At 51.8% G+C, this 22994-nt stretch carries 17 protein-coding genes; 13 read left to right on the top strand and 4 right to left on the bottom strand.

Translation table 11 applies throughout. The features are described 5' to 3' along the window. The first annotated feature begins 317 nt into the window (after positions 1 to 317). Positions 318 to 662: a nuclear transport factor 2 family protein gene (locus tag ACYVAD_RS17765; protein ID WP_461140863.1), complete on the top strand. Its 345-nt coding sequence runs from the start codon at positions 318 to 320 to the stop codon at positions 660 to 662. 394 nt (positions 663 to 1056) lie between these two features. Here ACYVAD_RS17765 and ACYVAD_RS17770 read toward each other — a convergent pair whose 3' ends face one another. Beyond that, positions 1057 to 1701: a hypothetical protein gene (locus ACYVAD_RS17770; protein WP_461140864.1), complete on the bottom strand. Its 645-nt coding sequence runs from the start codon at positions 1699 to 1701 to the stop codon at positions 1057 to 1059. Positions 1702 to 1965: 264 nt separating this feature from the next. Here ACYVAD_RS17770 and ACYVAD_RS17775 point away from each other — a divergent pair, with 264 nt between their 5' ends. The 6 genes from ACYVAD_RS17775 to ACYVAD_RS17800 all read left to right on the top strand — a co-directional run bounded on the left by ACYVAD_RS17775 (position 1966) and on the right by ACYVAD_RS17800 (position 12483). After that, positions 1966 to 2625, top strand: a complete 660-nt coding sequence (locus ACYVAD_RS17775; protein ID WP_461140865.1) for an RNA polymerase sigma-70 factor — start codon at positions 1966 to 1968, stop codon at positions 2623 to 2625. Between the two features lie 28 nt (positions 2626 to 2653). Beyond that, positions 2654 to 3664 carry a FecR family protein gene (locus ACYVAD_RS17780; RefSeq protein WP_461140866.1) on the top strand — a complete coding sequence of 337 codons (1011 nt, stop codon included), beginning with the start codon at positions 2654 to 2656 and terminating at the stop codon, positions 3662 to 3664. A gap of 23 nt (positions 3665 to 3687) precedes the next feature. Then, complete coding sequence (locus ACYVAD_RS17785; RefSeq protein WP_461140867.1) at positions 3688 to 7227, top strand: SusC/RagA family TonB-linked outer membrane protein; 3540 nt, start codon at positions 3688 to 3690, stop codon at positions 7225 to 7227. 11 nt (positions 7228 to 7238) lie between these two features. Beyond that, positions 7239 to 9107 (top strand): RagB/SusD family nutrient uptake outer membrane protein, encoded by a 1869-nt coding sequence (locus ACYVAD_RS17790; RefSeq protein WP_461140868.1) that lies wholly within the window; start codon positions 7239 to 7241, stop codon positions 9105 to 9107. A gap of 105 nt (positions 9108 to 9212) precedes the next feature. Then, on the top strand, positions 9213 to 9902 hold the full coding sequence (locus ACYVAD_RS17795; RefSeq protein WP_461140869.1) for a DUF3823 domain-containing protein: 690 nt from the start codon (positions 9213 to 9215) through the stop codon (positions 9900 to 9902). 79 nt (positions 9903 to 9981) lie between these two features. Continuing rightward, complete coding sequence (locus ACYVAD_RS17800; RefSeq protein ID WP_461140870.1) at positions 9982 to 12483, top strand: glutaminase family protein; 2502 nt, start codon at positions 9982 to 9984, stop codon at positions 12481 to 12483. An 82-nt stretch (positions 12484 to 12565) separates the two neighbouring features. On the opposite strand, the gene ACYVAD_RS17805 is transcribed toward ACYVAD_RS17800, so the two are convergent. Beyond that, entirely contained in the window at positions 12566 to 13270 is a 705-nt protein-coding gene (locus ACYVAD_RS17805; RefSeq protein WP_461140871.1) for an esterase family protein, read from the bottom strand. Between the two features lie 141 nt (positions 13271 to 13411). Here ACYVAD_RS17805 and ACYVAD_RS17810 point away from each other — a divergent pair, with 141 nt between their 5' ends. The 3 genes from ACYVAD_RS17810 to ACYVAD_RS17820 all read left to right on the top strand — a co-directional run bounded on the left by ACYVAD_RS17810 (position 13412) and on the right by ACYVAD_RS17820 (position 16864). Next, on the top strand, positions 13412 to 14326 hold the full coding sequence (locus ACYVAD_RS17810) for an alpha/beta hydrolase (RefSeq protein ID WP_461140872.1): 915 nt from the start codon (positions 13412 to 13414) through the stop codon (positions 14324 to 14326). Between the two features lie 42 nt (positions 14327 to 14368). Further along, the gene (locus tag ACYVAD_RS17815; protein ID WP_461140873.1) at positions 14369 to 15193 is read left to right on the top strand and encodes a glycoside hydrolase family 16 protein; all 825 of its coding nucleotides are present in this window, start codon (positions 14369 to 14371) and stop codon (positions 15191 to 15193) included. Between the two features lie 207 nt (positions 15194 to 15400). Then, a complete protein-coding gene (locus ACYVAD_RS17820) occupies positions 15401 to 16864 on the top strand; it encodes a Dyp-type peroxidase (RefSeq protein ID WP_461140874.1) in 1464 nt (487 codons plus the stop codon). Positions 16865 to 16950: 86 nt separating this feature from the next. Here ACYVAD_RS17820 and ACYVAD_RS17825 read toward each other — a convergent pair whose 3' ends face one another. After that, a complete protein-coding gene (locus ACYVAD_RS17825; RefSeq protein WP_461140875.1) occupies positions 16951 to 17988 on the bottom strand; it encodes an acyl-CoA reductase in 1038 nt (345 codons plus the stop codon). A 132-nt stretch (positions 17989 to 18120) separates the two neighbouring features. Between ACYVAD_RS17825 and ACYVAD_RS17830 the strand changes: the two genes are divergently transcribed. The 3 genes from ACYVAD_RS17830 (at position 18121) to ACYVAD_RS17840 (ending at position 21375) form a co-directional block, all read left to right on the top strand. Continuing rightward, positions 18121 to 18471 carry a 4Fe-4S dicluster domain-containing protein gene (locus ACYVAD_RS17830; RefSeq protein ID WP_461140876.1) on the top strand — a complete coding sequence of 117 codons (351 nt, stop codon included), beginning with the start codon at positions 18121 to 18123 and terminating at the stop codon, positions 18469 to 18471. Between the two features lie 351 nt (positions 18472 to 18822). Next, complete coding sequence (locus ACYVAD_RS17835) at positions 18823 to 19980, top strand: porin (RefSeq protein ID WP_461140877.1); 1158 nt, start codon at positions 18823 to 18825, stop codon at positions 19978 to 19980. A gap of 60 nt (positions 19981 to 20040) precedes the next feature. Further along, positions 20041 to 21375 carry an ammonium transporter gene (locus tag ACYVAD_RS17840; protein ID WP_461140878.1) on the top strand — a complete coding sequence of 445 codons (1335 nt, stop codon included), beginning with the start codon at positions 20041 to 20043 and terminating at the stop codon, positions 21373 to 21375. Positions 21376 to 21586: 211 nt separating this feature from the next. Here the strand turns inward: ACYVAD_RS17840 and mtaB are convergent, their stop codons facing one another. Continuing rightward, complete coding sequence (gene mtaB / locus ACYVAD_RS17845; RefSeq protein ID WP_461140879.1) at positions 21587 to 22942, bottom strand: tRNA (N(6)-L-threonylcarbamoyladenosine(37)-C(2))-methylthiotransferase MtaB; 1356 nt, start codon at positions 22940 to 22942, stop codon at positions 21587 to 21589. Positions 22943 to 22994 lie beyond the last annotated feature (52 nt).

The following is a 22994-nucleotide window of genomic DNA, read 5'->3' on the forward strand; positions in this document are numbered from 1 at the left end:
GCGTTGAAGTATTGGTCGCGGTAAAAAGTGATAGTTTGTGTTTGTGGTTAGCGTTGCTTGCGCGTTGGCAAGATGCGCGGTTTACGTTAAGAAACAAAAAAGCCCGCCTACTGTTGGCCGGGCTTTGTGACAGGGTCTACGATACGGTAGGCATGGCGCCGGGCGCGGATGTGGGCGTGGCCAGCAGGATATTTAGTGTATAAAGACAGGTAAACGACTTGTCTCAAGCAAATCCAATAAACTCTCAACCGCTGCTGACGCGCAACCAGGAGTGAACGGGCGTAGCTTTGACCTATTCATTATGAATTTGTTAAGCTATGGATTATCAACTGCTACTTCGCCAGCTGTACCGGGATTTTAACGCGCGCCAGATTGATGCCGTCTTGGCACACCTGCACACCGATGTTGCCTGGCCAAACGGTTGGGAAGGAGGGTACGTAGCTGGTCACGACGAGGTCCGTGCTTACTGGCTTCGCCAATGGTCGCAAATTAATCCCATTGTGGAGCCGCTCTCCTTCGAAACAAGACCTGATGGCCAAATCGCCATCAGGGTTCGTCAACTCATTAAAAATTTAGACGGCCGCCTAGTGAGTGACGATCAACTGCATCATGTCTACAGCTTCGATAATGGAAAGGTGCGAACAATGGTAATTGAGCGGTAACGAACTGCTGGTTAGCTATATAGGTGTATGTTTTATTGCAAAAGTCATGTGATCGTACAATTGGTCTTTGAGAAGGGGATTTCCGTTTTGCTCCAAACTTAGCCTATAGCTACGGAGTTTATTCAATGAATCCAAATAGAGAAATTATGTTGAAACTCCCTTGGGCAAAGTATCTATTTAGTATTTGGCTAGTGGCCATAGTACTCGCTTTCGTCGCCAAATACATTACCGCTAGTGTTTTGGTTCTGGTGCTGCTATCGCTTTGCCTATATTGGCTTTCGGTACGAAGTTTTGATAAAATTAAGGGCTATTAGTAAGGATGTAGTTGTGCCGCAGGTTTAGTGCCTTTCAGAACTCTGCTGATCGTAGACCAATCACTTGGTCTACATAAAATCTACAAAGCAGCCTCCTTCAGCACAGTTGTTGGATTCGCGTACTGCAAAATACCCGTCCAGTTGCCCTTTAGCTGGTAACGTTGCCCGGTCGTTACGTTCTCCAGACTGCCCTCGAAGGAGCAGGTGAGTTGATAAGCCGTGATCTGATGGCTGATGTCAATTCTCGATTTTGGCGGGATGTTAATCGTCAGCGTGCTCTTCTGACCAAACCCGTAGGGCTTTTGCTGCTTGATAGCGCTGAGTGGATACGTTTCAATGGAACGGTCGAACTGGTTGTTGCCATACCAATGTTCGGGTACGCTAACTGCGTACTGATCCAAGTCTATTCCTTTGGGAAGCTGGGTCGCTGGGTCAAGCCTAAATTGGGATGTTTTGACCAAACCCCCGAAGCTTTCTTCAACCTGTCGCGTCGTAAGTAGGGTGCCTGGGTTCTGTACGCTCGAGCCTTTCAGTTGTAGCGTCGTTGTATCAACTCGATCACCCTGCGCAATGAAGTACCGGATATCCTTGAGCACGTATTGATCCGGTGCTGGCGCAACAGAGTCAACCGACTCAGGTTTGGAACAAGCACTCAGCAAAGCGACAACAAACAAACTAAGCCATGTTACGGGAGCGAATGATGCTCTGTTTTGTTGGTTGCTCATCTGAAACGTTGAGTTTAAAGTGATTAATAACCTCTGGCAATCTTCACGGTCAGTAAAGAGTTGAACTGTCAATTTTTTACTCGATAGTTAATTTTTGTGCGAAGGCTTGTCCAACGATATAGCCTTGCGCCACCAATAAATGGTCTGGAATTATAAGCACGGTCAAAAAAAATATAGAAAAAATATAAAAGGGAGTAAGGGTAAGTTGCGATTGGCTTGTCTATACGATTGTCGCCGGTAGAAAGTATTTACTCAACCGATCCCATGACTCAACCTTTACCTAACCAGTCAGAACGTCTCTTAGTGACGGCTGATGGGAAATCAGAAGTATCGCATCAACCAGGTAATGATCTGGACTGGCCGCTAAAAAGCCTGTTCTCGACCGATCCGCAACAAGCCTGTGAATTGCTGTTCAGGACCTATTACGCTCCTCTGTGCAGCCATGCCGCCCGCCTGGTTTACGCCCGGGAAACCGCGGAGGATATCGTTTCGGAGGTCTTCTACAATTTCTGGAAAAACAAGGTGTATCTAACCATTGATACGTCTTTCCAGGCTTATCTCTTTCGGGCAGTGCGCTACCGGGCTTACAACCATCTGCGCTGGGAAATGACCCGGTCCCGGCAAAGCTCCGACGACCGGATTGATGATCTGGCTGATTCCAAAGCGCAGCCGCTGGAAATCATGCAGTACGATGAGCTACAGCGTAACATCGAAAAAGCAATCGAAGAATTGCCTCCCCAATGTCGGCGCGTCTTTTTGCTGAGCCGCTTCGAAGGACGTAAATACGGCGAAATCGCCGACGAACTGAAAATCGCCCCCAAAACCGTAGAAGCGCACATGACCAAAGCGCTCTCCCTGCTACGTACGGTGCTAAAAGAGGAATGGGTCTGGAGTCTGACATTATTCCTTGGTATACAGGCATAAATCCGCAACAACCTGAAAATCAATTATCATGCAAACGATTACGAAAGCGTTGCTGCTGGAGCACCATGCCGGTCGAACAACCCCCCTGCAGGTTCGCCTGATTGAGGAGTGGTTGAAAGACCCCAATAATCAGGCGCTTTATTACCAGACCTTATTCGAGTGGGAATCGACCTACCCACAATACGTCGCCGACACCGATTCCGCCCTGGCTCATTTCCGTCGGGTTATGGATGAGCCCACTGCGGCACCTGCTCCGCTCGCTTCGTCCCCCTTCCGCCCCGGCTGGCGACTGCTGTCGCCCTGGCTGATCGCGGCTTCATTGTTCCTGTTGTTGGGATTGGGGGGCTGGCTGTTTCAGGAAAGGATCCTTTATCGGACCTATGCAACCCGTTTCGGTCAACTTAAAACGGTTTTGTTAGCCGATGGCAGCCGGGTAGTGCTGAATGCCAACTCTAGCCTACGGGTACCAAGGACGGTGCTGGGGCAGGAGCTTTCCGTTGGGAAAGATCGGGTCGTAACGCTGACGGGAGAAGCAACGTTTCGGGTGGTGCACACTCAGGATAATAAACGGTTTGTCGTTAAGACCGGCCGGGAACTCGACGTGGAAGTCCTTGGCACGGAGTTCGTCGTTTTCAACCGGGCGCGCGCAACGCGGGTAGCTCTCCTGACGGGTCAGGTAAAGTTACGTAGCCTGCTGACCAATGTTCCCCGGCGGGAATGGCTAATGCGCCCCGGTGAGCTGGCTACCTGGCAACCGAACGGAACAGTGAAGGTCAGTTCGGTTGATAAGCCCGTCGATGAGATCGCCTGGACGGAGCACCGGTTTGTCTTTAATAATACCCCGTTGCGCGAGATCGGGTACATGATCCAGGAAAACTACGGCTTGAACGTAGCCATTAAAGATGCGCGGTTGGCCGAGCGAATGGTTACCGGCACCTTTGACGCCGACAGCGCCGACGAATTGCTTCGCGTGTTGCGGGAACTGCTGGGCATTAATGTGGCCCGGCAACGCAACCGCGTTTATTTCTCCGAAAAATAGCTCCTTATTTCTTTCCTACTCCCATGAAACAAATCCTACGTACTTACGTCTGTTTGCTGGCGGGTACGATCGTGAGCAGCACTGGTGAATTCTGTCAGGCGCAGGTGCTGGCCCGAGCCGGGCAGGTCAACCAGGCGATAAAAGAATCCCCCGCGTCCGCTGGCCGATCGTTACGTGATGCGCTGATCGCGCTGAAGAATCGCTACCACATCAATTTACTGTTTGAAAATCGGCTGGTTGAAAACCAGTCTGTGGCAGTGCGGGGGCTACGGATGTCGGAGGGGGCGCTGGAAGCGTCGCTACAGGCGCTGCTGGATCCCGCGGGCCTGACTTTCCGGCGGATCAAAGAAGGGTCGTACATGGTGGTTCCGGTCAAACCGGACAGCCGGGTTGTAACCGCTGAACCGCTACGTACGTCACTGCCGGCGGTTGGCAATTCGTCCGTATCGATGATGATGCCCACGGCTGTCTCCTTCTCCTCGGTAAGCTCAGCTGGCGAGCAGATCGTACGGGGAACGGTACGCGACAGCACGAACGGGCAGGCGTTACCCGGCGTGAGCGTCCTCTTGAAAGGAAGCCAGCGTGGAACAACCACCGATACGGACGGGAATTTTCGGATAGACGTTCCCGATGCTGATGCGGTGCTGATTTTCAGCTTTATTGGCTTTGGCACGAAGGAAGTAGCCGTTGGTAACCAGACCAGCCTGACTATCAATCTGAAATCTTCGGATCAGGCGTTGAGTGAAGTGGTCGTTGTGGGTTACGGTACGCAACGTAAAGAGTCGCTGACGGGCGCTATTTCGAGTATCACCAGTCGCGACATTGAGAAAGCGAAGACGTCGACCGTGAGTGCCGCGCTGGCCGGTAAGATCCCAGGCGTATCGTTCCGGCAGGCGGAAGGACGGCCTGGTTCGTCGGCGCTGCTCCAGGTGCGGGGGATGGGCGACCCACTGTTCGTTATTGACGGCATCCAGAAAGACGCCGGACAGTTTAATAACATTGCCCCCGCTGATATTGAGTCGATTACGGTCCTGAAAGATGCGTCGGCGTCGGTGTACGGCTCGCGGGCGGCCAACGGGGTTGTCATCGTTACGACCAAGCGGGGAAAAACGGGTAACCGCAACACCATCAACCTTGATGCGTATTACGGTTTTCAGAACTGGACCCGCTTCCCGAAAGGGGTTAGCGCCTACGACTGGATGCTGGGTAAAGCCGATGCCGAGGTGAACCAGACGGGGAAAACCGCCATCACGCAGGATGAGCTGAACAAGTGGAAGCAGGGGACGGAGTACGGCTACAAAAGTTTTGACTGGTACAACTTCATTGTCGGAAAGAATGCACCGCAGTACCAGATCAACCTGAATGCAAGCGGAGGGTCGGAAAAGATCAATTACTATTTTTCGGTCACGCGGCTGAATCAGGATGCGGTATTGAAGGATTACAATTTCAACCGAACCAATATTCAGTCGAATATTGACGCCCGTGTGGCCGACCGGCTGAAGGTGGGGGTACAGATCAACGGACGCATCGAGACGCGGCAGAACCCCGGCGTACCGGGTGGGGATGATTACTGGGCTCCTCGTTTCGCCCTGTTCCGGAACCGGCCGACCGAACGACCATACGCCAACGACAATCCGCAGTACCCGAACAATATCGGCCACAACGCCGAAAACTGGGCAATTCTGAACTACGCCATATCGGGTTATGCCCGCGAGGATTGGCGTGTGTTGCAAACCAACTTCAACGCCGAATACCAGTTGCCGGTCAAAGGACTGACGGCACGCGGGGTGTACTCGTATTACTTCGCCGATCGGCTGTCGAACATTCACGAATACACCTACGACGTGTACACCTACGATCCGGCCAGCGACAAATACAACATCTCCGGGGGCAGCTCGAACCCGTACCGCGAACGAGTAACGCGTAAGATTTTCGAGAACGTATTGCAGGGGCAACTGATTTACAACAACACCTTCGGCAGGCATACCGTTGGCGGTACGTTTGTGGCGGAGCGCATTAGCCGTCGGGAACAGGAAACGTTTGTGCACTCGGTACCTAAGACTAACGTATTGCCGCTGATTCAGTTTGCCGACATGGATACCTATAACGATACCGATTACGAGGAAGCACGGATCGGTTACGTAGGGCGGGCAACCTACAACTACGCCGATAAATACTTCGCTGAAGTATCGGGTCGGCGTGATGCGGCCTGGCGTTTTGCACCGGGCCGGCGGTGGGGCTTCTTCCCGTCGGTGTCGGCGGGCTGGCGCATTAGCGAAGAGCCGTTCTTCAATAATATGAAGCAGACGGCCTTGACTGATCTGAAACTACGGGCATCTTACGGTAAGTTGGGCGACGACAATATCAATGCTGGTATCGACGTCAATGATTCGCGATACATCAACGCTTTTGCGTACATCCCCGGCTACCGTTACGCCAGTTCGACCGTGGTGCTCGACGGACAGGTGATTAAAGGCTCGCGGAATACGGGCGTGCCTATCGACAATATCTCGTGGTTCACCAGCACGATCACTGACATCGGCGTCGACTACGGCCTGTTCAACGGGCGACTGACAGGCGAGCTGGATTATTTCTATCGCAAACGCACGGGGCTGCGCGGCCGGAAATACGACGTACTGGTCCCGAACGAAATCGGCTATTCGTTACCCGACGAAAACGTCAACAGTGATGCCCGTATCGGCGGAGAAGCTTCGCTGGCCTACAACGGCACATTCAAGGGCATTGGCTTCCGGCTGGGGGGCAACGTTGGGTATTCGCGTTCCCGCTCGCTACAATCCTATCGGCCAACTTTTGGTAACTCGTGGGATTACTATCGCAACTCAAACGAGAACCGCTGGAGCAATATTTTCTGGGGCTATGAAGTCGTTGGGCAGTTTAAATCTGTGGACGAGATCAATGCCTATACGGTTAACAACGACGGACAGGGGAACAAAACCATGCTGCCGGGCGACTTCATCTACCGCGACGTCAACGGCGACGGCCGCATCGATGGCTACGACGAGCGGCCCATTGGTTACCCCGTTTCTACTGTTCCCGTCGTCAACTTTGGAATTAATCTGTCGCTCAACTACAAAGGATTCGACCTGACGGCCGATTTCTCGGGTGGTAGCATGTACTCTTATAACCAGAACTGGGAAATGCGGTGGCCGTACCAGAACACGGGTAATCTGCTGGAGTCAATGTACAACGACCGGTGGCACCGGGCCGATCCGCTCAACGCCGACAGCCCCTGGGTGGAAGGCAAAAATCCACCTCTGCGCTTCAACGACGGCAGCCACAGCAACTACAACAAGAACTCGTCGTGGTGGCTCACGAACGTACGATATCTGCGCCTGCGGACGGCTGAGGTCGGCTACTCGTTGCCCGCGTCGCTGCTGAGCAAAATCAAGATTCAGCGGGCTCGGATTTACGTCAACTCGTTCAATCTATTCTCGCTCGATAACGTGCGTCAACTGGGCATCGACCCGGAAATCACTGACGATAACGGCCTGCAGTACCCCCAACACAAGCTGGTGAACATGGGCATTAACCTTTCGTTCTGATCGACCTTATCATGAAAAAAATAACCATTACGTTACTGGCCCTGCTGGCTGTTTGTGGGGGGTGTAACGACGACGATTTCCTGAACCGGGAGCCGAAAAATGTGCTACTGAATGATCAGATTTTCTCGAATGAGCAGTTAACGCTCTCGGCCATTGCTGATTTATACGATCGTTATCCGGATTTTCAGCGCACCGATCGCTGGTACGAGTTTACCAACTTCGACGAAGCGTTTGCCTCGAATTCGGGTGACTACAATCGGCACCAGAACCAGGAGTATAACTATGACAGCTGGAACTACTGGGATTATGGCTATCTGCGCGATCTGAACCTATTTATTCAGCAGTGCGGGCAGGCTACAGCGCTTTCAACTGCCGTACGCGACCGGTATCTGGCCGAAGCCCGCTTCATTCGGGCGGGAGTTTATTTTGAGCTGGTCAAGCGCATGGGGGGCGTCCCGTTGATCCTGGAACCGTTAACGTATGATTTCAGTGGCGATGCTACGTCGCTACGCAATCCACGCAAGAAGGAAAGCGAAATCTACGACTTCATTATCAGTGAAATGGAGGCTATTCAGACGGTACTCCCCAGCGATCCAACCATCAAAGGGCGGGCGACGAAGGGAGCGGCCCTGGCTTTGGAAGCACGGGCGGCCCTTTACGCTGGTTCGATTGCTCGGTACGGCGTCAACACACCGCAGGTATCACTGTCGGGCGGTGAAGTAGGCATTCCAGCCGAGCGGGCGACGGGCTATTACCAGACAGCACTGAAGGCCGCTCAGGCGATCACGGGCTATTCGCTCTACCAGAAAAATGCGACGAACCTGTCCGACAATTTCGCCAATCTCTTTCTCGACAAGGCAAATAACCCAGAGGTTATTTTCGTCTACGATTACAAGCTGAAAAGTGGTAAGGTCGTCGGCTGGACGCTGGACAACAGCCCGCTGACATCGGCGGAAGAAGGGACCAACGGCGGGCGGCTAAATCCCTCGCTGAACCTGGTGCAGTCGTTCGAAAAGCTCGACAATACGTTTGCCCCGCTGCCAGTTGCGGATGCAAGTGGGAGCCCAATTTATTACAGTAACCCCGCTGAATTATTTGCCGGTCGCGATGCTCGTCTGGCTGGTACGGTACTGTATCCAGGCTCGTCTTTCAAGGGAAAGCCGGTTGATATCTGGGCGGGTTACCGATTGGGTAATGGCTCGATTGTAACGGCCGATAAACCCGGTGGGCAGAAAACGCTGCCCGGTGGTACAACGCCCGTAGCAGTGGTTGGGTTGGATGGACCTATCGATGGGCTGGAATACACCGCACAATCCGGATTTTACGTGCGTAAGTACATGGACCCAACCGTTGGGTCAGCGCAGATCGGCACGCAAAGCGAAGTGTGGTGGGTCCGGTACCGCTACGCTGAGGTATTACTCAACGCAGCAGAAGCCGCTTTTGAGCTGGGGCAGAAAAGTGTAGCCGCTGATTTCATGAATCAGGTTCGCACCCGCGCTGGCCTGACCAAATTACTCACCGCCAACGATATTACGTTCGATCGGATTGTGCACGAGCGTAAGGTGGAACTAGCGTTTGAAGGACACGAATTATGGGATTACAAACGCTGGCGGCTGGCACACGTAGTCTGGAACGGGGCCAGTACCGATCTGACCAAGAATCCCGGTAAAGCCGACGAACCCAGCACGCGGGTATTTGGGCTGTGGCCGTATAAAGTCTACGATCCTGGTCAGGCGAACAACGGTAAGTGGGTCTTTCAGCAGGTGCTACCTAGCCGCGTTACCAACGCCCACCGCTTCCGGCTTGGCAACTACTACTCGTTCATCAACGACGAGATTCGCACGAATAATCCGCTTATTGTTCGAAACCCAAACCAATAATAATGAGTGAAAGAGTAGATGAGCGAAAGAGCGGATGGGCTGATGCTAGCACGCTCCGCTTCGCCAGTCGATTTCGCTTATTCATCTCTTCGCTCCTTAGAAGCCATGAAACTCCTAGCTTTTTTATCACTCTGCTTCCTTACCTGCGGGCTCGTTTCCTGCGCGTACGATAACTATCCCGAGCCCGAATCGCAGCTTCAGGGGCGGCTTGTGTATCAGGGGGAACCCATTAACGTCGAGTATAACAACGTAACGTTCGAGCTGTGGGAGCCCGGTTGGCAGAAGCGTATCCCGATCACCGTGACGGTCGGGCAGGACGGTTCGTATTCGGCCCAGCTTTTCAACGCTACGTATAAACTGGTCATTCCGTCTGCACAAGGGCCATTCCGGACGGTGCGCAAAGACAACTCCGATACGACTACCGTTAACCTGACCGGTAATCAAACACTGGATATTGATGTACAGCCATACTATATGGTACGCACGCCCGCTTTTTCGGTGAGTAACGGCAAAGTCTCGGCTACCTGCAAACTCGAACAGATCATTACTGGTACGGATGCCCGGGCCATCGAACGAGTGTCGTTGTTCGTGAGCAAAACCCAGTTTGTCGACAGCCGGACTAGCTTGAGTTCAGTGGACGTGTCAGGAACGTCGATCAAGGACCTGAACAGCGTTGCGCTTAGCACAAATTTCCCCGCCATCGCGGGGCAGGGATACGCGTACGCCCGGATCGGTGTCAAGATTTCCGGCGTAGAAGACCTGATTTTTTCTCCCGTACAGAAAGTTCAGCCATAATTATCTTCTTTTACTGAGTTGTAGACCCTTATTAACTGCATTTCATACTGCAGTTGCTCTTTACCTAATAGACCCGTTCATGCACACTCACTCGTTTTTCCGCACTGTAGCCCTGTTCTCCGCACTGGCGGGCGCTACAGCGCAGGCTCAGACGCTACGCCCACCCGCTTACCCACTCGTTACGCACGATCCTTATTTCAGCGTCTGGAGTACAACCGACAAACTCACCGATTCCCCCACCCATCACTGGACCGGCAAGCCACAGTCGATGGAAGGTGTTGTGCGGGTTGATGGGAAAGCGTACCAGTTTCTGGGTGCCGTACCTCCCATCTATAATACGTTGCTGCCCACCGGCGAATTAAAAGCGTACACCGCCAAGTACACATTTGACAAGCCGAATCCGGGCTGGGAAAAACCGGAGTATAAAGACCAGAGTTGGAAAACGGGTCCTGGCCCGTTTGGTGATAATGCTGAATCCCGGACGAAGTGGCTGAGTAGCAAGACCGACCCAAACGGGATTCATATCCGGCGCGAGTTTACGTACGATGGTAAAGCTGACCCAGCGAGTCTGCTCCTGTCGATGAGCTACGACGACGACGTTGAGGTATACCTGAACGGCACGCTGATTCTGACCAGAAACTGCTGCGCGGGTGAATACGTGTACTACCCGCTGTCGCCCGAAGGACAAAAGGCGTTGCGAAAAGGAAAAAACGTGCTGGCCACTCACTGCGTCAGCCCGGTAGGAGGGTCCTTCATTGACGTTGGTCTGGTGAGTCCGGCTGCCGGTCCGACGATGACCAAGGCGGAGCAAACCGACGTAAAAGTTGCGGCTACTCAAACGGATTATACGTTTATGGCGGGGCCGGTTGAGTTACACGTAAACTTCCTTTCCCCGCTGCTGCTGGACGAGCTGGAGATTGCCGCCCGGCCCGTCAGTTATGTTACGTTCGAAGCCAAGTCCCGCGATGGGAAACCACACGCCGTTCAGGTTTACTTCGCTGAGTCGGCCACGATGGCAACTAATACGCCCGTTCAGGATGTGGTGACTAAATCCGGCCAGGGATCAGGGCTGACCTACGGATCGGTGGGCACCAAGGCGCAGCCGGTGCTGGGCAAGAAAGGCGATAATATTCGCATCGATTGGGGGTATGCCTATCTGGCCGTTCCGCAGGGGGTAGGTAGTCAGATCATAACCGGCGTGCCAGCTACCTTGAAGCAATCATTTATCACCAAAGGAACGCTGCCGACCGCAAAAGTGAGCGCTGGCCAGGCAAACAACGTAGCGCTGGCTACCGTACTGAACCTTGGGGACGTATCGAAAGACGGGGCGTCGAAGCACTTGTTACTGGGTTACGACGATGTCTATTCGGTGCAATATTTCGGCGAAAACCTGCGGGGCTGGTGGCATCGCGACCCCAACATGACCATGGAAAAGACGCTGCAATTGGCCGAAACCGACTACAGCCGTCTTCGCCAGAAAAGCACGGATTTCGACAAGCAACTGTACGACGATGCGCGCAAAGCGGGAGGCAAGGAGTACGCCGACCTATGTCAGTTGGCGTACCGGCAGGCCATCGCGGCCCATAAAATCGTAGCGGGTCCGAAAGGCGAGGTGTTCTTCCTCTCGAAAGAGAACTTCTCGAACGGCTCCATCGGTACGGTGGACGTAACGTATCCATCAGCGCCGATGTTCCTGCTGTATAACAACGAGTTGGCGAAGGGTTTACTGCGCTTCATTTTTGATTACAGCGAGTCGGGCCGGTGGAAGAAAGACTTTCCGGCGCACGACATCGGAACGTATCCACTGGCCAATGGGCAGACCTACGGCGAAGATATGCCCGTTGAGGAGGCTGGTAACATGATGATCCTGACGGCGGCAGCGGTCAAGATGGATGGTAATCCCAATTTCGCGCGGGAGCACTGGCCAACGCTGACGAAGTGGGTCGGCTTTCTGAAACGCGACGGCTTCGATCCGGGAAATCAGCTCTGTACGGATGACTTTGCCGGTCACCTGGCCCGTAACGCCAACTTATCGGCCAAAGCAATCATGGGTATTGCCTGCTATGGCCAGATGGCGCAGGCGCTGGGCGATCAGAAAACCGCTGACGAAAATCTAACACTAGCTCGCGAATTAGCCAGGAAATGGATGCAGATGGACGCCGACGGCGACCACTATGCCTTGACATTCGACAAAACGCCCGGTAGCTGGAGCCAGAAATATAACATCGTCTGGGATCAGTTGCTCGGCTTGGACGTGTTCCCGAAGGAAGTGGCTGATAAAGAAATTGACTTCTACCTGAAGCATCAAAAACCGTACGGACTACCGCTCGATAGCCGGAAGACCTACACCAAGTCGGACTGGATTATCTGGACGGCCACGATGGCTGATTCGGACAGGGATTTCAAGGCTTTCATTGATCCAATCTGGAAATACGCCAATGAAACGCCAACCCGCGTTCCACTCTGCGACTGGCACGAAACAACCGACGCTAAACAGGTTGGCTTCCAGGCCCGCTCGGTCGTAGGTGGCTATTTCATCAAGATGCTGGATGAAGAGTTAAAGAAGAAGGCCAAAAAATAAAAGCTTAACCATAATGCACAGAAGCCCGACGCGCAATACGTCGGGCTTCTGTGTTTTCACTCGAATGGAATCGCCTGACTCGTTAGATCATGCTCATGAACCGAGGAAACTGCTCTTTCCAGACGGGCCAGTCATGGTCGCCCCAGGGCATGATATCGAGCTTGTGCTGAATACCTTTGTTGCGGAGAATAGTCGAGATGTTCAGGGTAGAGGGTTTGCAGAAGTCATACTCCGACGTGCCCAGTACGATGTTCATGCGGTAGAACTCCGGATTGTGGGCGTTGGGCAGAAAATCGGGCGGATTATTGTAGTAGACGTTATCGTCGTAATAGCCGTTCAAAAAAGAGCGGATATCAAAAGCCGCCCCGATGGTGAACAGATTGCCAACCTGCTCGGGATGACGGAAGGCAAAGTTCAGGGCGTGATAGCCGCCGAAGGAAACGCCGGCCACCCCAATTTTACCCTCGCTACACTCGCGCTGAATGCCGGGAACCAGCTCGGTATGCAGGAAGCGATCGTATAGAACGTGATTCCAGATGCGGGTGCCGGGATGCAGTTGTTTGGCATACCAGCTGTCCCGGTCAATGCTGTCGATGCAGTAGATCTTGATTTTTCCTGTCTCGACAAACCAGCGGACTGTTTCAATAAAGCCAAAATCCTTGTATTCGTAGTACCGGCCCATAGAAGTCGGAAACATAAGAACGGGGTACCCCCAGTGGCCATAAACTAGCATGTCGATGTCGCGGCCCAGGTGTTGCGAATACCATTTACGATAGGTTTCCTGCACGATGATTGTCGTTTAAGAAGGATAAAACTTGGCTGAAAATAGAGTAAATCAAATGGAACGACAAAGAGGACAATACGGATGCGCCGAAAAAAGCCTATTTTGCGAGTTGTGATTTGTTTACTGCTGACATTTTTTCTGCTTATGGCTGACTCAATACCGGCCTCTCCTTATAGTCTGTCGACGAACGTTACCGTGCTGCGTGACGATTCGCTCTTCTCCGTTCCGCTTCAGCGCACCGTACATCTGGATATTATTCTGCCCCCTGGTTATTCTTCGTTGCGGCAGGAACGTCTGTCACAGGATCGCCTGCCGCAGGATCGCCTGCCGCAAGAAGGCTTGCCCCAGGATCGCCTGCCGGTCCTTTATCTGAATGATGGGCAGGATCTGGAGCGGTTACGCATGACTGAGGTCCTAGACTCGCTGTACAGCGAGCAGGCGGTCCGTCCCTTTGTTCTGGTGGCTATTCATGCGGGCGATCGAATTCAGGAGTACGGAACGGCCGCTCAGGCAGATTATATGCATCGGGGGAGTAAAGCGGCCCTGTACACGGACTTTGTCCTGACGGAGCTGTTGCCCTACGTACAGGAGCATTACCCGGTCAGCAGCAGTCCCGAAGCGGCCGTGTTCGCGGGATTTTCATTGGGTGGGCTATCGGCGCTGGATCTGGTGTTTCATCATCCGGACCGGTTTAGCCGGGCGGGCGTATTTTCTGGCTCGCTCTGGTGGCGAAGCAAAAGTACCGAAGCTGGCTACCGCGACGAAACGGATCGCATCATGCATGATCTGGTACGTAAAGGATCCTATAGCAAGAATCTAAAATTCTGGTTCGAAGCGGGTACCTATGACGAAACCAGTGACCGGAATAACAACGGTATTATCGATGCCATCGACGATACGTTGGATCTGATTGAGGAATTAAGAAAGAAAGGGTACCATTACGATCAATATGGTGGCCCGACTGATATTCGTTACGTAGAAGTCGTAGGCGGAAAGCACGATCAGGAAACCTGGAGTCGCGTGATGCCCGACTTTCTGACGTGGGCATTTGGGAAATAAAGAGCGAAAGAGATAATGAGCGAAAGTGCGAAAAGCGGAGTTATGAAAAATATAGTCGTACTAAGTGTGCTGATGCTGGGACTGAGTCTACGCTGTCAGGCCACAGACGTTACGTTGTCGCAGAGTGTATCAACGAGTCCGGGCGACCGTAAGCTGGTCTGGTCGGATGAGTTTGATCGGGCGGGGTTGCCCGACTCAACGAAATGGGCATACGAAACAGGCGGCAACGGTTGGGGAAATAACGAGAAGCAGTTTTACACCAGCCGTCGTCCCGAGAATGCCCGTGTCGAAAACGGAAAGCTTATTATTGAAGCACGTAAAGAAGCGTACCAAAGTAATAACTACAGTTCGGCCCGTCTCACTACCAAGGGAAAACAAAGCTGGCAATACGGACGGATTGAAGCCCGTGCTAAACTGCCCAAAGGCATCGGCACCTGGCCGGCCATCTGGATGTTGGGGACAAATCTGTCGCGCGTGGGCTGGCCGCTGGGGGGTGAAATCGATATCATGGAGCACGTCGGTTATGATGAGGGCGTTGTGCACGGAACGATCCATTCTGAAGCTTATAACCACGTCAAAAAAACGGAAAAGGGGGGCTCTGTTCCTGTCAAGGACGTAACGACCGAGTTTCATACCTACGCCATCAACTGGACCGCTGATCAGATCGATTTTTACGTCGATGATAAAAAATATTACTCCGTCCAGAAAGCTACCCTAGGTAATGCCGAAGCGCAATGGCCGTTTGACCAGCCGTTCTATTTACTGCTGAACATAGCTGTAGGGGGCAACTGGGGCGGTCAGAAAGGCATTGACGAAAGCATATGGCCGCAACGGATGGAAGTGGACTATGTACGGGTCTATCAATAAAAGGAAGAAAAGAAGAAAAGGAAGGAAAAGGAATAGACGGTTAGATTACTGTGTGATACTATGTTCCAGTAATGGTCTGTAGATCAGTAAATTAGGTTATTCTGCCGTTCCCTCAAGTGAGTTGCCGTTTGCTCAGTGATTAATCAGGCATGAGAGCGCATAGAGTTAGTTTTCAGGTAGTTATTAACTGCTAACCCAAACTCTTTCATGCCTATTTCATTAACTGCCACAAACATTGATCCTGGTGCTGGTGAGTTTCCCGCCATGCTAGCCGATTTACAGGGGAACATTCTCAAAGGTCATGGTCGGGACCACACCATCAATCTGTTTATTAAGTTCTCTGCCGGGCGACAGGCGCTGGTAAAAGACTGGCTGTCGGCCTTTACGCGCGTATTCGTTACGTCGGCGAAAAAGCAGATGGAACAGACAGACTTCTTCAAGACCAATAAGGTGTCGGCGGGAATGTTCGTTAATCTGTTTCTGACGGCCAGCGGCTACAAATACCTGGGAGTGCCGGATGCTAAAGTTCCAGCAGACCCGTCTTTTCGTAAAGGAATGAAAGCGTCAAAGACGCTCTTATCAGACCCCGACAGCAGCACATGGGATCCTGGCTACGACGCAGATATTCACGCGCTGATTCTGATTGGCGATGATAGTCCGCAGCTGGTCCGGGCGTTGAAACGAGCCATCATTATTTCGCTGAAAAACCTGGCAATTCCGCTTCGGGAAGAACCCGGAAAAGGTATACGGAACGCAGCCGGCAATGGCGTCGAGCACAACGGCTATGCCGATGGAGTGAGCCAGCCGCTTTTCTTTAAAAAAGATATTGACGACGAGGCCGGTAAAATTGGCCATACCAACTGGCATCCTGGAGCTCCTTTGAACTTGGCTTTGGTACCCGACCCTGGAAAGACCGGAGCCTTCGGGAGCTATTTCGTTTTCCGAAAGCTGGAACAGGACGTGAAAAATTTCAAGAAGCGGGAAGGAGAGCTTGCCACTACTTTAGGCTTTACGGGCGATGACACCGAACGAGCGGGTGCCCTGGTGGTTGGTCGTTTTGAAGATGGAACGCCCGTCACGTCTGCCAAAGATGCCCTGGAAACTATTAGCAAGGATAAAGTACCAAACAACTTTACGTACGCGGGCGATGATGGCGGTAAGTGTCCGTTTCACGCGCACATTCGCAAAACGAATCCACGCTCAGACGGAGCTGGCGTAGCTTTCAACAAAGCAAAACGGTTGGTTCGGCGGGGCATTCCGTTCGAAAAAGCGGCCCGGGTCCGACTGCCCGATGGTGATTTCGATCCGGCCCACTTTCCAACGAAAGGGGATGGGTACGGCCTGCTGTTTATGTGCTTTGTCGCGAATTTGGGTGAGCAGTTCGAAGCTGGTCAGTTTGAGTTTATGCAGCGCCATTGGGCCAACGAACCCAACTTCGTCAATCCCGGAACCGGGATCGACCCCGTCATTGGGCAACACACAGGTGCCGTTCAACCGCAGCAATGGCCCACAACTTGGGGACAAGCGCAGCCAACGAAACCGTTCGCGTTTGCTGATTTTGTGCACATGAAAGGAGGGGCCTATTTCTTCGCGCCCAGCCTATCGACGCTCGTCAACTTGAAAGTAAGCAGCAACCCACTCCTCCCCGAAACGTTGCAAATATTTATTTAAAAAGGAGGAAAGGGAGGAGGGAGGAAAGGAGAAGCGGGGGTCTAATCACTTTCTCCTTTCCTCCCTCCTCCCTTTCCTCCTTTTTTCTACACCTTCGTCAGAAACGCCATCGTGTCCACGCCGTCGGCGTAGTCAGATAAGCCTGGAAACTGGGTTTGCCCAAAGGGAACACTCCCTGGATACCAGCCCTGACCGGAGCTGGACTTTGCCGAGGCTACAATCTGAATCCGGTCGGCGCGTTCAGCCAGCCAGATTGCAGCATCTTCCTGAGTCTTGTACGTCTGGTAATACAGGACGGAGATTGGCGAAACTAACCCGTCGCTCTCAGTCAGGAGTAGATAACCGTTGTCATAATGCGGTACGGCATTGATCAGATAAATAGATTTATTGTAATCGTAGTTATTCTGATATTTATGGTTGTTCAGGTACGTACTGACATTCGGCTCCAGCGTACGTAACAGGGGCGTAAAATCATACTCTTCTGGTACCAGGATTGTCGACACGTTCCGGCAGCCTAATCCATAGTAGTCCGAAATATCATGACCGAGACTGGTAAACGCATGTTCGTCTTCTTCGCCTAACAGAATACCCACCGAGGTTCGGTTACGTCGGATGATGTGCGGCTTCTTGCCAAAATAGTAATCGAAATAGCGGGCTGTGTTGTTGCTGCCGGTAGCGATATAGGCATCTGCCTTATTTAACCGTTCGGCTTCCTCAATCAGTGGCTCAAAAGAAGGATTGATCTCCTTTAATTTTTGTATTAAAAAATGGATTAGTACAAAATCCTGGGCACTCAGCTTAGCCAGCAGCTTATGGCCGCTCATCAACACACAGAGCATGTCGTGGAAACCAACGGCGGGTATATTGCCCGCCATTACGACGCCAATTGTTTTAGGGTGGGCAGGTTCGGCGGGAGAATACGCCTGAGTCCAGGTCGCCAGTTTGTCTGCCGTTAGAAACTCAGTTGCGATAGCCTGAAGGGCTCGTAAAACGTTTTCGGGTGTAAACCAATTATTTTTGAGATAAGCCCGGTGGGCAATTTCCTCCAGTTCTGGCCGGGTATCTACCGAACGCAGATAATCTCCCAGCGCAACGAACGTTTGCAGGCGCTCTGATTGCAACATCTAAAAAGATAATGTTATTTATTTACCCAACCGACCGGAATAAAATTTAGTTTGCCCCCAACCTTTAAATAGTTATATTTGTTGTCCCTATCAAGAGGATAAAAATTTACAGCCTATAAATCTGTTCTGCTCATGGCAATCATGATCACCGACGAGTGCATCAACTGTGGTGCCTGCGAACCCGAATGCCCAAACACCGCCATCTATGAAGGTGGTGTAGAATGGACATGGAGTGGCGGTACTGAACTCACCGAAGTCGATTTCGGCGACGGTACAGTAGTTGACGGCAAGTCGCCCCAAGCGCCTGTTTCCGACGAATTTTATTATATCGTTGCTGATAAATGTACCGAATGTATGGGCTTTCACGAAGAGCCGCAGTGCGCGGCCGTATGCCCGGTTGACTGCTGTGTTCCCGATCCGGAACACAAAGAAGACGAAGATACACTCTTAGCCAAGAAAGCGTGGCTGCACGCTGAAGCGTAAGGTCAGTAAGAAATACTTACACGTAAAAAGCCCGCTCAGGACATCCTGAGCGGGCTTTTTTTATTCGTTGCTCTCTAGATATGAAATTAGTAAAATGAGCTAATGTTTTCATTTTACTACTGGAGTCATTATTCATATGAAATAAAGACCCAAAACCTTCAACTAATTTGCCGAAAGTATAATTTATAATAGTATTTATTTGGAATAAAATATCATGATTTAACTAAAATGCATATTAAACGGTATTTTGCCATATTTGTTTAAAAACCTCTCTTGTGTCATAAAAATTCTGTGGTAAAATTTGTCGCGAAATGAAGTACAACCTTGCTTTGTAACCGCCAAATTATACCTATGAAAAAATTAATTTTACTAGTTAGTTCTTTGCTTATTGGTTATGAGACAGTAGCTCAAGATTCAACCAGTGTTACGCCGGGTAAGTTTACTTTTTCCGGCTATATGGATACGTATTACTTCGGAAATTTCAATAATCCATCAAGTCAGTCCAATCTTGGGCTAAATGCCAACGGGGCACCGAACGCTCGGGCGTTCGATCAACGGTCTGGTCAGTTTGGAATTGGGCTGGTGCAGGCCAAAGCTGCTTACACAGCCGACAAAGTAGACGCCGTTTTCGATCTGGCGTTTGGTCCATTTGCCGATCTGGGCAATTACGGCAATAACGTAGCACTGCTGGGAACACCCGGCTCAACGGCACTCGCGATTAAGCAGGCCTATATTACGTTCAAAGCAACAAATAAACTGACATTCACGGCGGGGCAATTCGGTACGCACATCGGCTATGAGGTAATTGATGCTCCCGTCAATTACAATTACTCGTTGTCCAACCTGTTTAACAACGGTCCGTTCTACCACATTGGCTTGAAAGGGCAGTACGTGTTCAGCGACCGGGCGTATCTGATGCTGGGTCTGGTCAATAACGTCGATAACATTGTCGACAACAACAAGAAGAAAGGGGTAATCGGCCAGTTCTTCTTCGCACCCGTTTCCGGCTGGAATGTTTATCTGAACGGGATTGTATCAAACGAAGCCTCAAAGGACATAACGGGTGTACCGGCCAGCAATGCGAGCTACTCCCTGTTCGACCTGACGACGACGTATCAGGTTACCGAAAAATTCTTTCTGGGACTGAATGCCGCGCGGGGCGCTCAGAAAGGTGACTACCAGGGAGCCGGTGGTCCATCATCTACCCGGACCTGGGGCGGGGTGGCCGTTTATTCAAACTATGCCTTTACGGACAAGTTTGGCCTGGGCGCCCGGTACGAGGTGTTCGATAACAAAAGTGGTGTGCGGGGGCTAACCGACGCGGCCGGTAACGGAGCAAGTGTCAACTCAATCACAATCACAGGCAATATCACCATGGCCGATGCCCACGTACTGCTGAAGCCAGAACTACGAATCGACAGCTACTCGGCTGATAAGTTCGAAAAGGGTGATGGGTCGCTGACCCCATCGCAGGCAACCCTGGGTATGGCGGCTATCTTCAAGTTTTAAATTTCTCTTTTTCACAACCTAGTTTTCAATAATTCAGTACAACAAAAAACCTTAATTATCATGCAAAAACCTACGTACATTCCTTTAGCCATATTGCTGGTTATCAGCATTGCGGCTGTGTTGATGCCTGCTGTTCCGACACAAATTGTGACGGAAGGTATTAACTCGGGTGATACGGCCTGGATGCTCGTTGCTACAGCGCTCGTATTGCTGATGACGCCCGGTCTGGCGTATTTCTACGGTGGTATGGTGAATAACAAAAACGTTATCTCGACCATGCTGCAAAGCTTTATCGCCATGGGGGTGATTAGCGTTCTGTGGGTCGTGGTTGGTTTCAGCCTGGCGTTTGGTACGTCGATTGGTGGTTTCATCGGTAATCCAATGGATCACTTCATGTTTAAAGGTGTACTGGATGGTAAGCCCTGGTCGCTGGCTGCTACTATCCCCCTGGTCGTATTTGCGTTCTTCCAGTTGAAGTTTGCGGTTATTACGCCCGCACTCGTAACGGGTTCGATGGCCGAGCGGATCAACTTCCGGTCGTACGTACTGTTCATGATACTGTTTAGCTTATTTGTATACGCCCCACTGGCTCACATGACCTGGCATCCAGAAGGAATTCTGTTCAAGTTAGGGGTGCTTGACTTCGCGGGTGGAACGGTTGTTCACATGTCGGCTGGCTGGGCTGCCCTGGCGGGCGCGCTTTACCTGAAACGTCGGCGGTCGCATCTGGAAGCAAGCTACTTCCCACCAGCTAACATTCCATTTGTTTTACTGGGTACGGGCCTACTTTGGTTTGGCTGGTTTGGCTTCAACGCGGGCTCTGCCGTAGGCGCAACGCCACTGGCTGCGTCGGCTTTTGCTACGACAAACACGGCTGCTGCGGCCGCTGGTCTGGCCTGGGTACTATTCGACGCTGCCCGCGGGAAGAAGGTATCAGCCCTTGGTTTCTGTATTGGTGCTGTCGTCGGGCTGGTAGCGATTACGCCTGCCGCTGGTTTTGTAACTGTACCTACCTCGATCTTTATCGGTACGGTTGCCGCTATGGTATCAAACGGGGTTGCTCACCTACGTTCTAAATCAACGCTGGACGATACGCTGGACGTATTTCCCTGCCACGGTGTTGGCGGTATGGTAGGTATGGTCATGACGGGGATATTTGCCAGTCATGGTGTTAACTCTGCCGTTGCCGAAGGCAGTGAAGGACTGGCGTTTGGTCAGACGACGCTGTTCATCAACCACATGATTGCGTTAGTTGGCGTATCGGTGTTCGCGTTTGTTATGTCGTTTCTGATCCTGAAAGTTACGGATCTGATTCTGCCACTACGGGTGACGGACGAAGACGAGCAACAAGGTCTGGACATCAGCCAGCACGATGAATTCCTGATTGAAGCATAATCTAAGAAACAACGACAGAGCCACAGGTAACCCTGTTCGGCATGAAAGCTAGGCAGTTTTACTGTGGTTTTGTTGTACTCACGGAGCCGCTCCTTTTAGGGGCGGTTTCCTTTTTGAGAGAACAAAAACGGCGACAGAACCAAAATTTGGTTCTGTCGCCGTTTTTGTTCCTAAGAAATGCCTGCTTGAGCCGCGTTACTCGACAGGCTGATTATTGAGCCAAAGCCGCTACGGCTTGGGGTACTTCTGTTACGTTAACCAGCCCATCGGCATTGATGTCTGCCAATTGAACCTCCATAATTTCATTGATCAAGAGCGGATCGTATTTGGCTACGACACGAACATAGTTTTCGGTAAAACCCTGCATCATACCATCGTCTACATCCTCTTCGAACAGAACCGTAGCCTTGCGGCCAAGCTGGGTTTCGTAGAAAGCCCGTCGTTTCTTGTCCGATAGAATATGGAGCATCTTCGAGCGTTCAGCCCGGACATGGCCCGGTACCACCGGCTTGATCAATAAGGCGGTAGTATTAGGTCGTTCGGAATACGTAAAGACGTGCAGGTAAGAAATTGGCAGTTCGTTCAGAAACATATACGTCTCTTTGAACTCCGTGTCGGTTTCACCGGGATGACCCACAATGACGTCGACGCCAATGCAGGCGTGGGGCATGAGTTCCTTTATTTTTGCCACCCGATCGGCGTAGAGTTCTCGCTTATACCGACGGCGCATCAGGCCAAGCACGCGGTTGCTACCCGACTGAAGAGGAATGTGAAAATGAGGAACGAAGCGTTTGGACTGCGCGACAAACGCAATAATTTCGTCGGTGAGTAGATTCGGCTCAATGCTGGAAATCCGAAACCGTTCGATACCGTCTACCCCGTCCAGTGCTTTCACCAGATCAAAGAACGTTTCGTGACGGATGCCATCGATCAGACCAAAATCGCCGATGTTGACTCCCGTCAGTACGATCTCCTTGACCGCACCTGTGGCCCGCCCCCGTCCGGCTATCTCACGGGCTGCCCGCACCACGTTTGCTACCGTATCCGACCGACTTTTACCCCGCGCCAGCGGAATGGTGCAATACGCGCAGGGGTAGTCACAGCCATCCTGCACTTTCAAAAAAGTCCGTGTCCGGTCGTTGAGCGAGTACGACGCGTGGTACTCGATGGCATGTTCGATGGGTGAATTGAAAATCCGGGCGTGCTGACCGCTTTGGACCTTTTCAAAGGTTGGCATCAGTTCGACCAGACGGAATTTCTCCGCTGCCCCCAGCACCGCATCTACCCCCGGAATCTCAGAGATTTCTTTGGGCTTGAGTTGAGCGTAACAGCCCAGAATAGCTACGTAGCCATCCGGGTTTATCTTCTGCGCTTCCCGAACAATCTTCCGGCATTTCTTGTCGGCATTGTCGGTTACGGAGCAGGTGTTGATGATGAAGATATCGGGCTGCTGATTGAATTCTACCCGCTCATACCCCTGGTCCTCCATTAGACGGGCCAGGGTTGAGGTTTCGGAAAAATTCAGCTTACAGCCGAGTGTATAGAAAGCAACTTTTTTCACAGTCATTGTTGTATTCCGCAAAATTACAAAAAATCAGCCGGTCGGGTTCCGTTCCAGT

The organism is Spirosoma pomorum, from assembly GCF_054776615.1.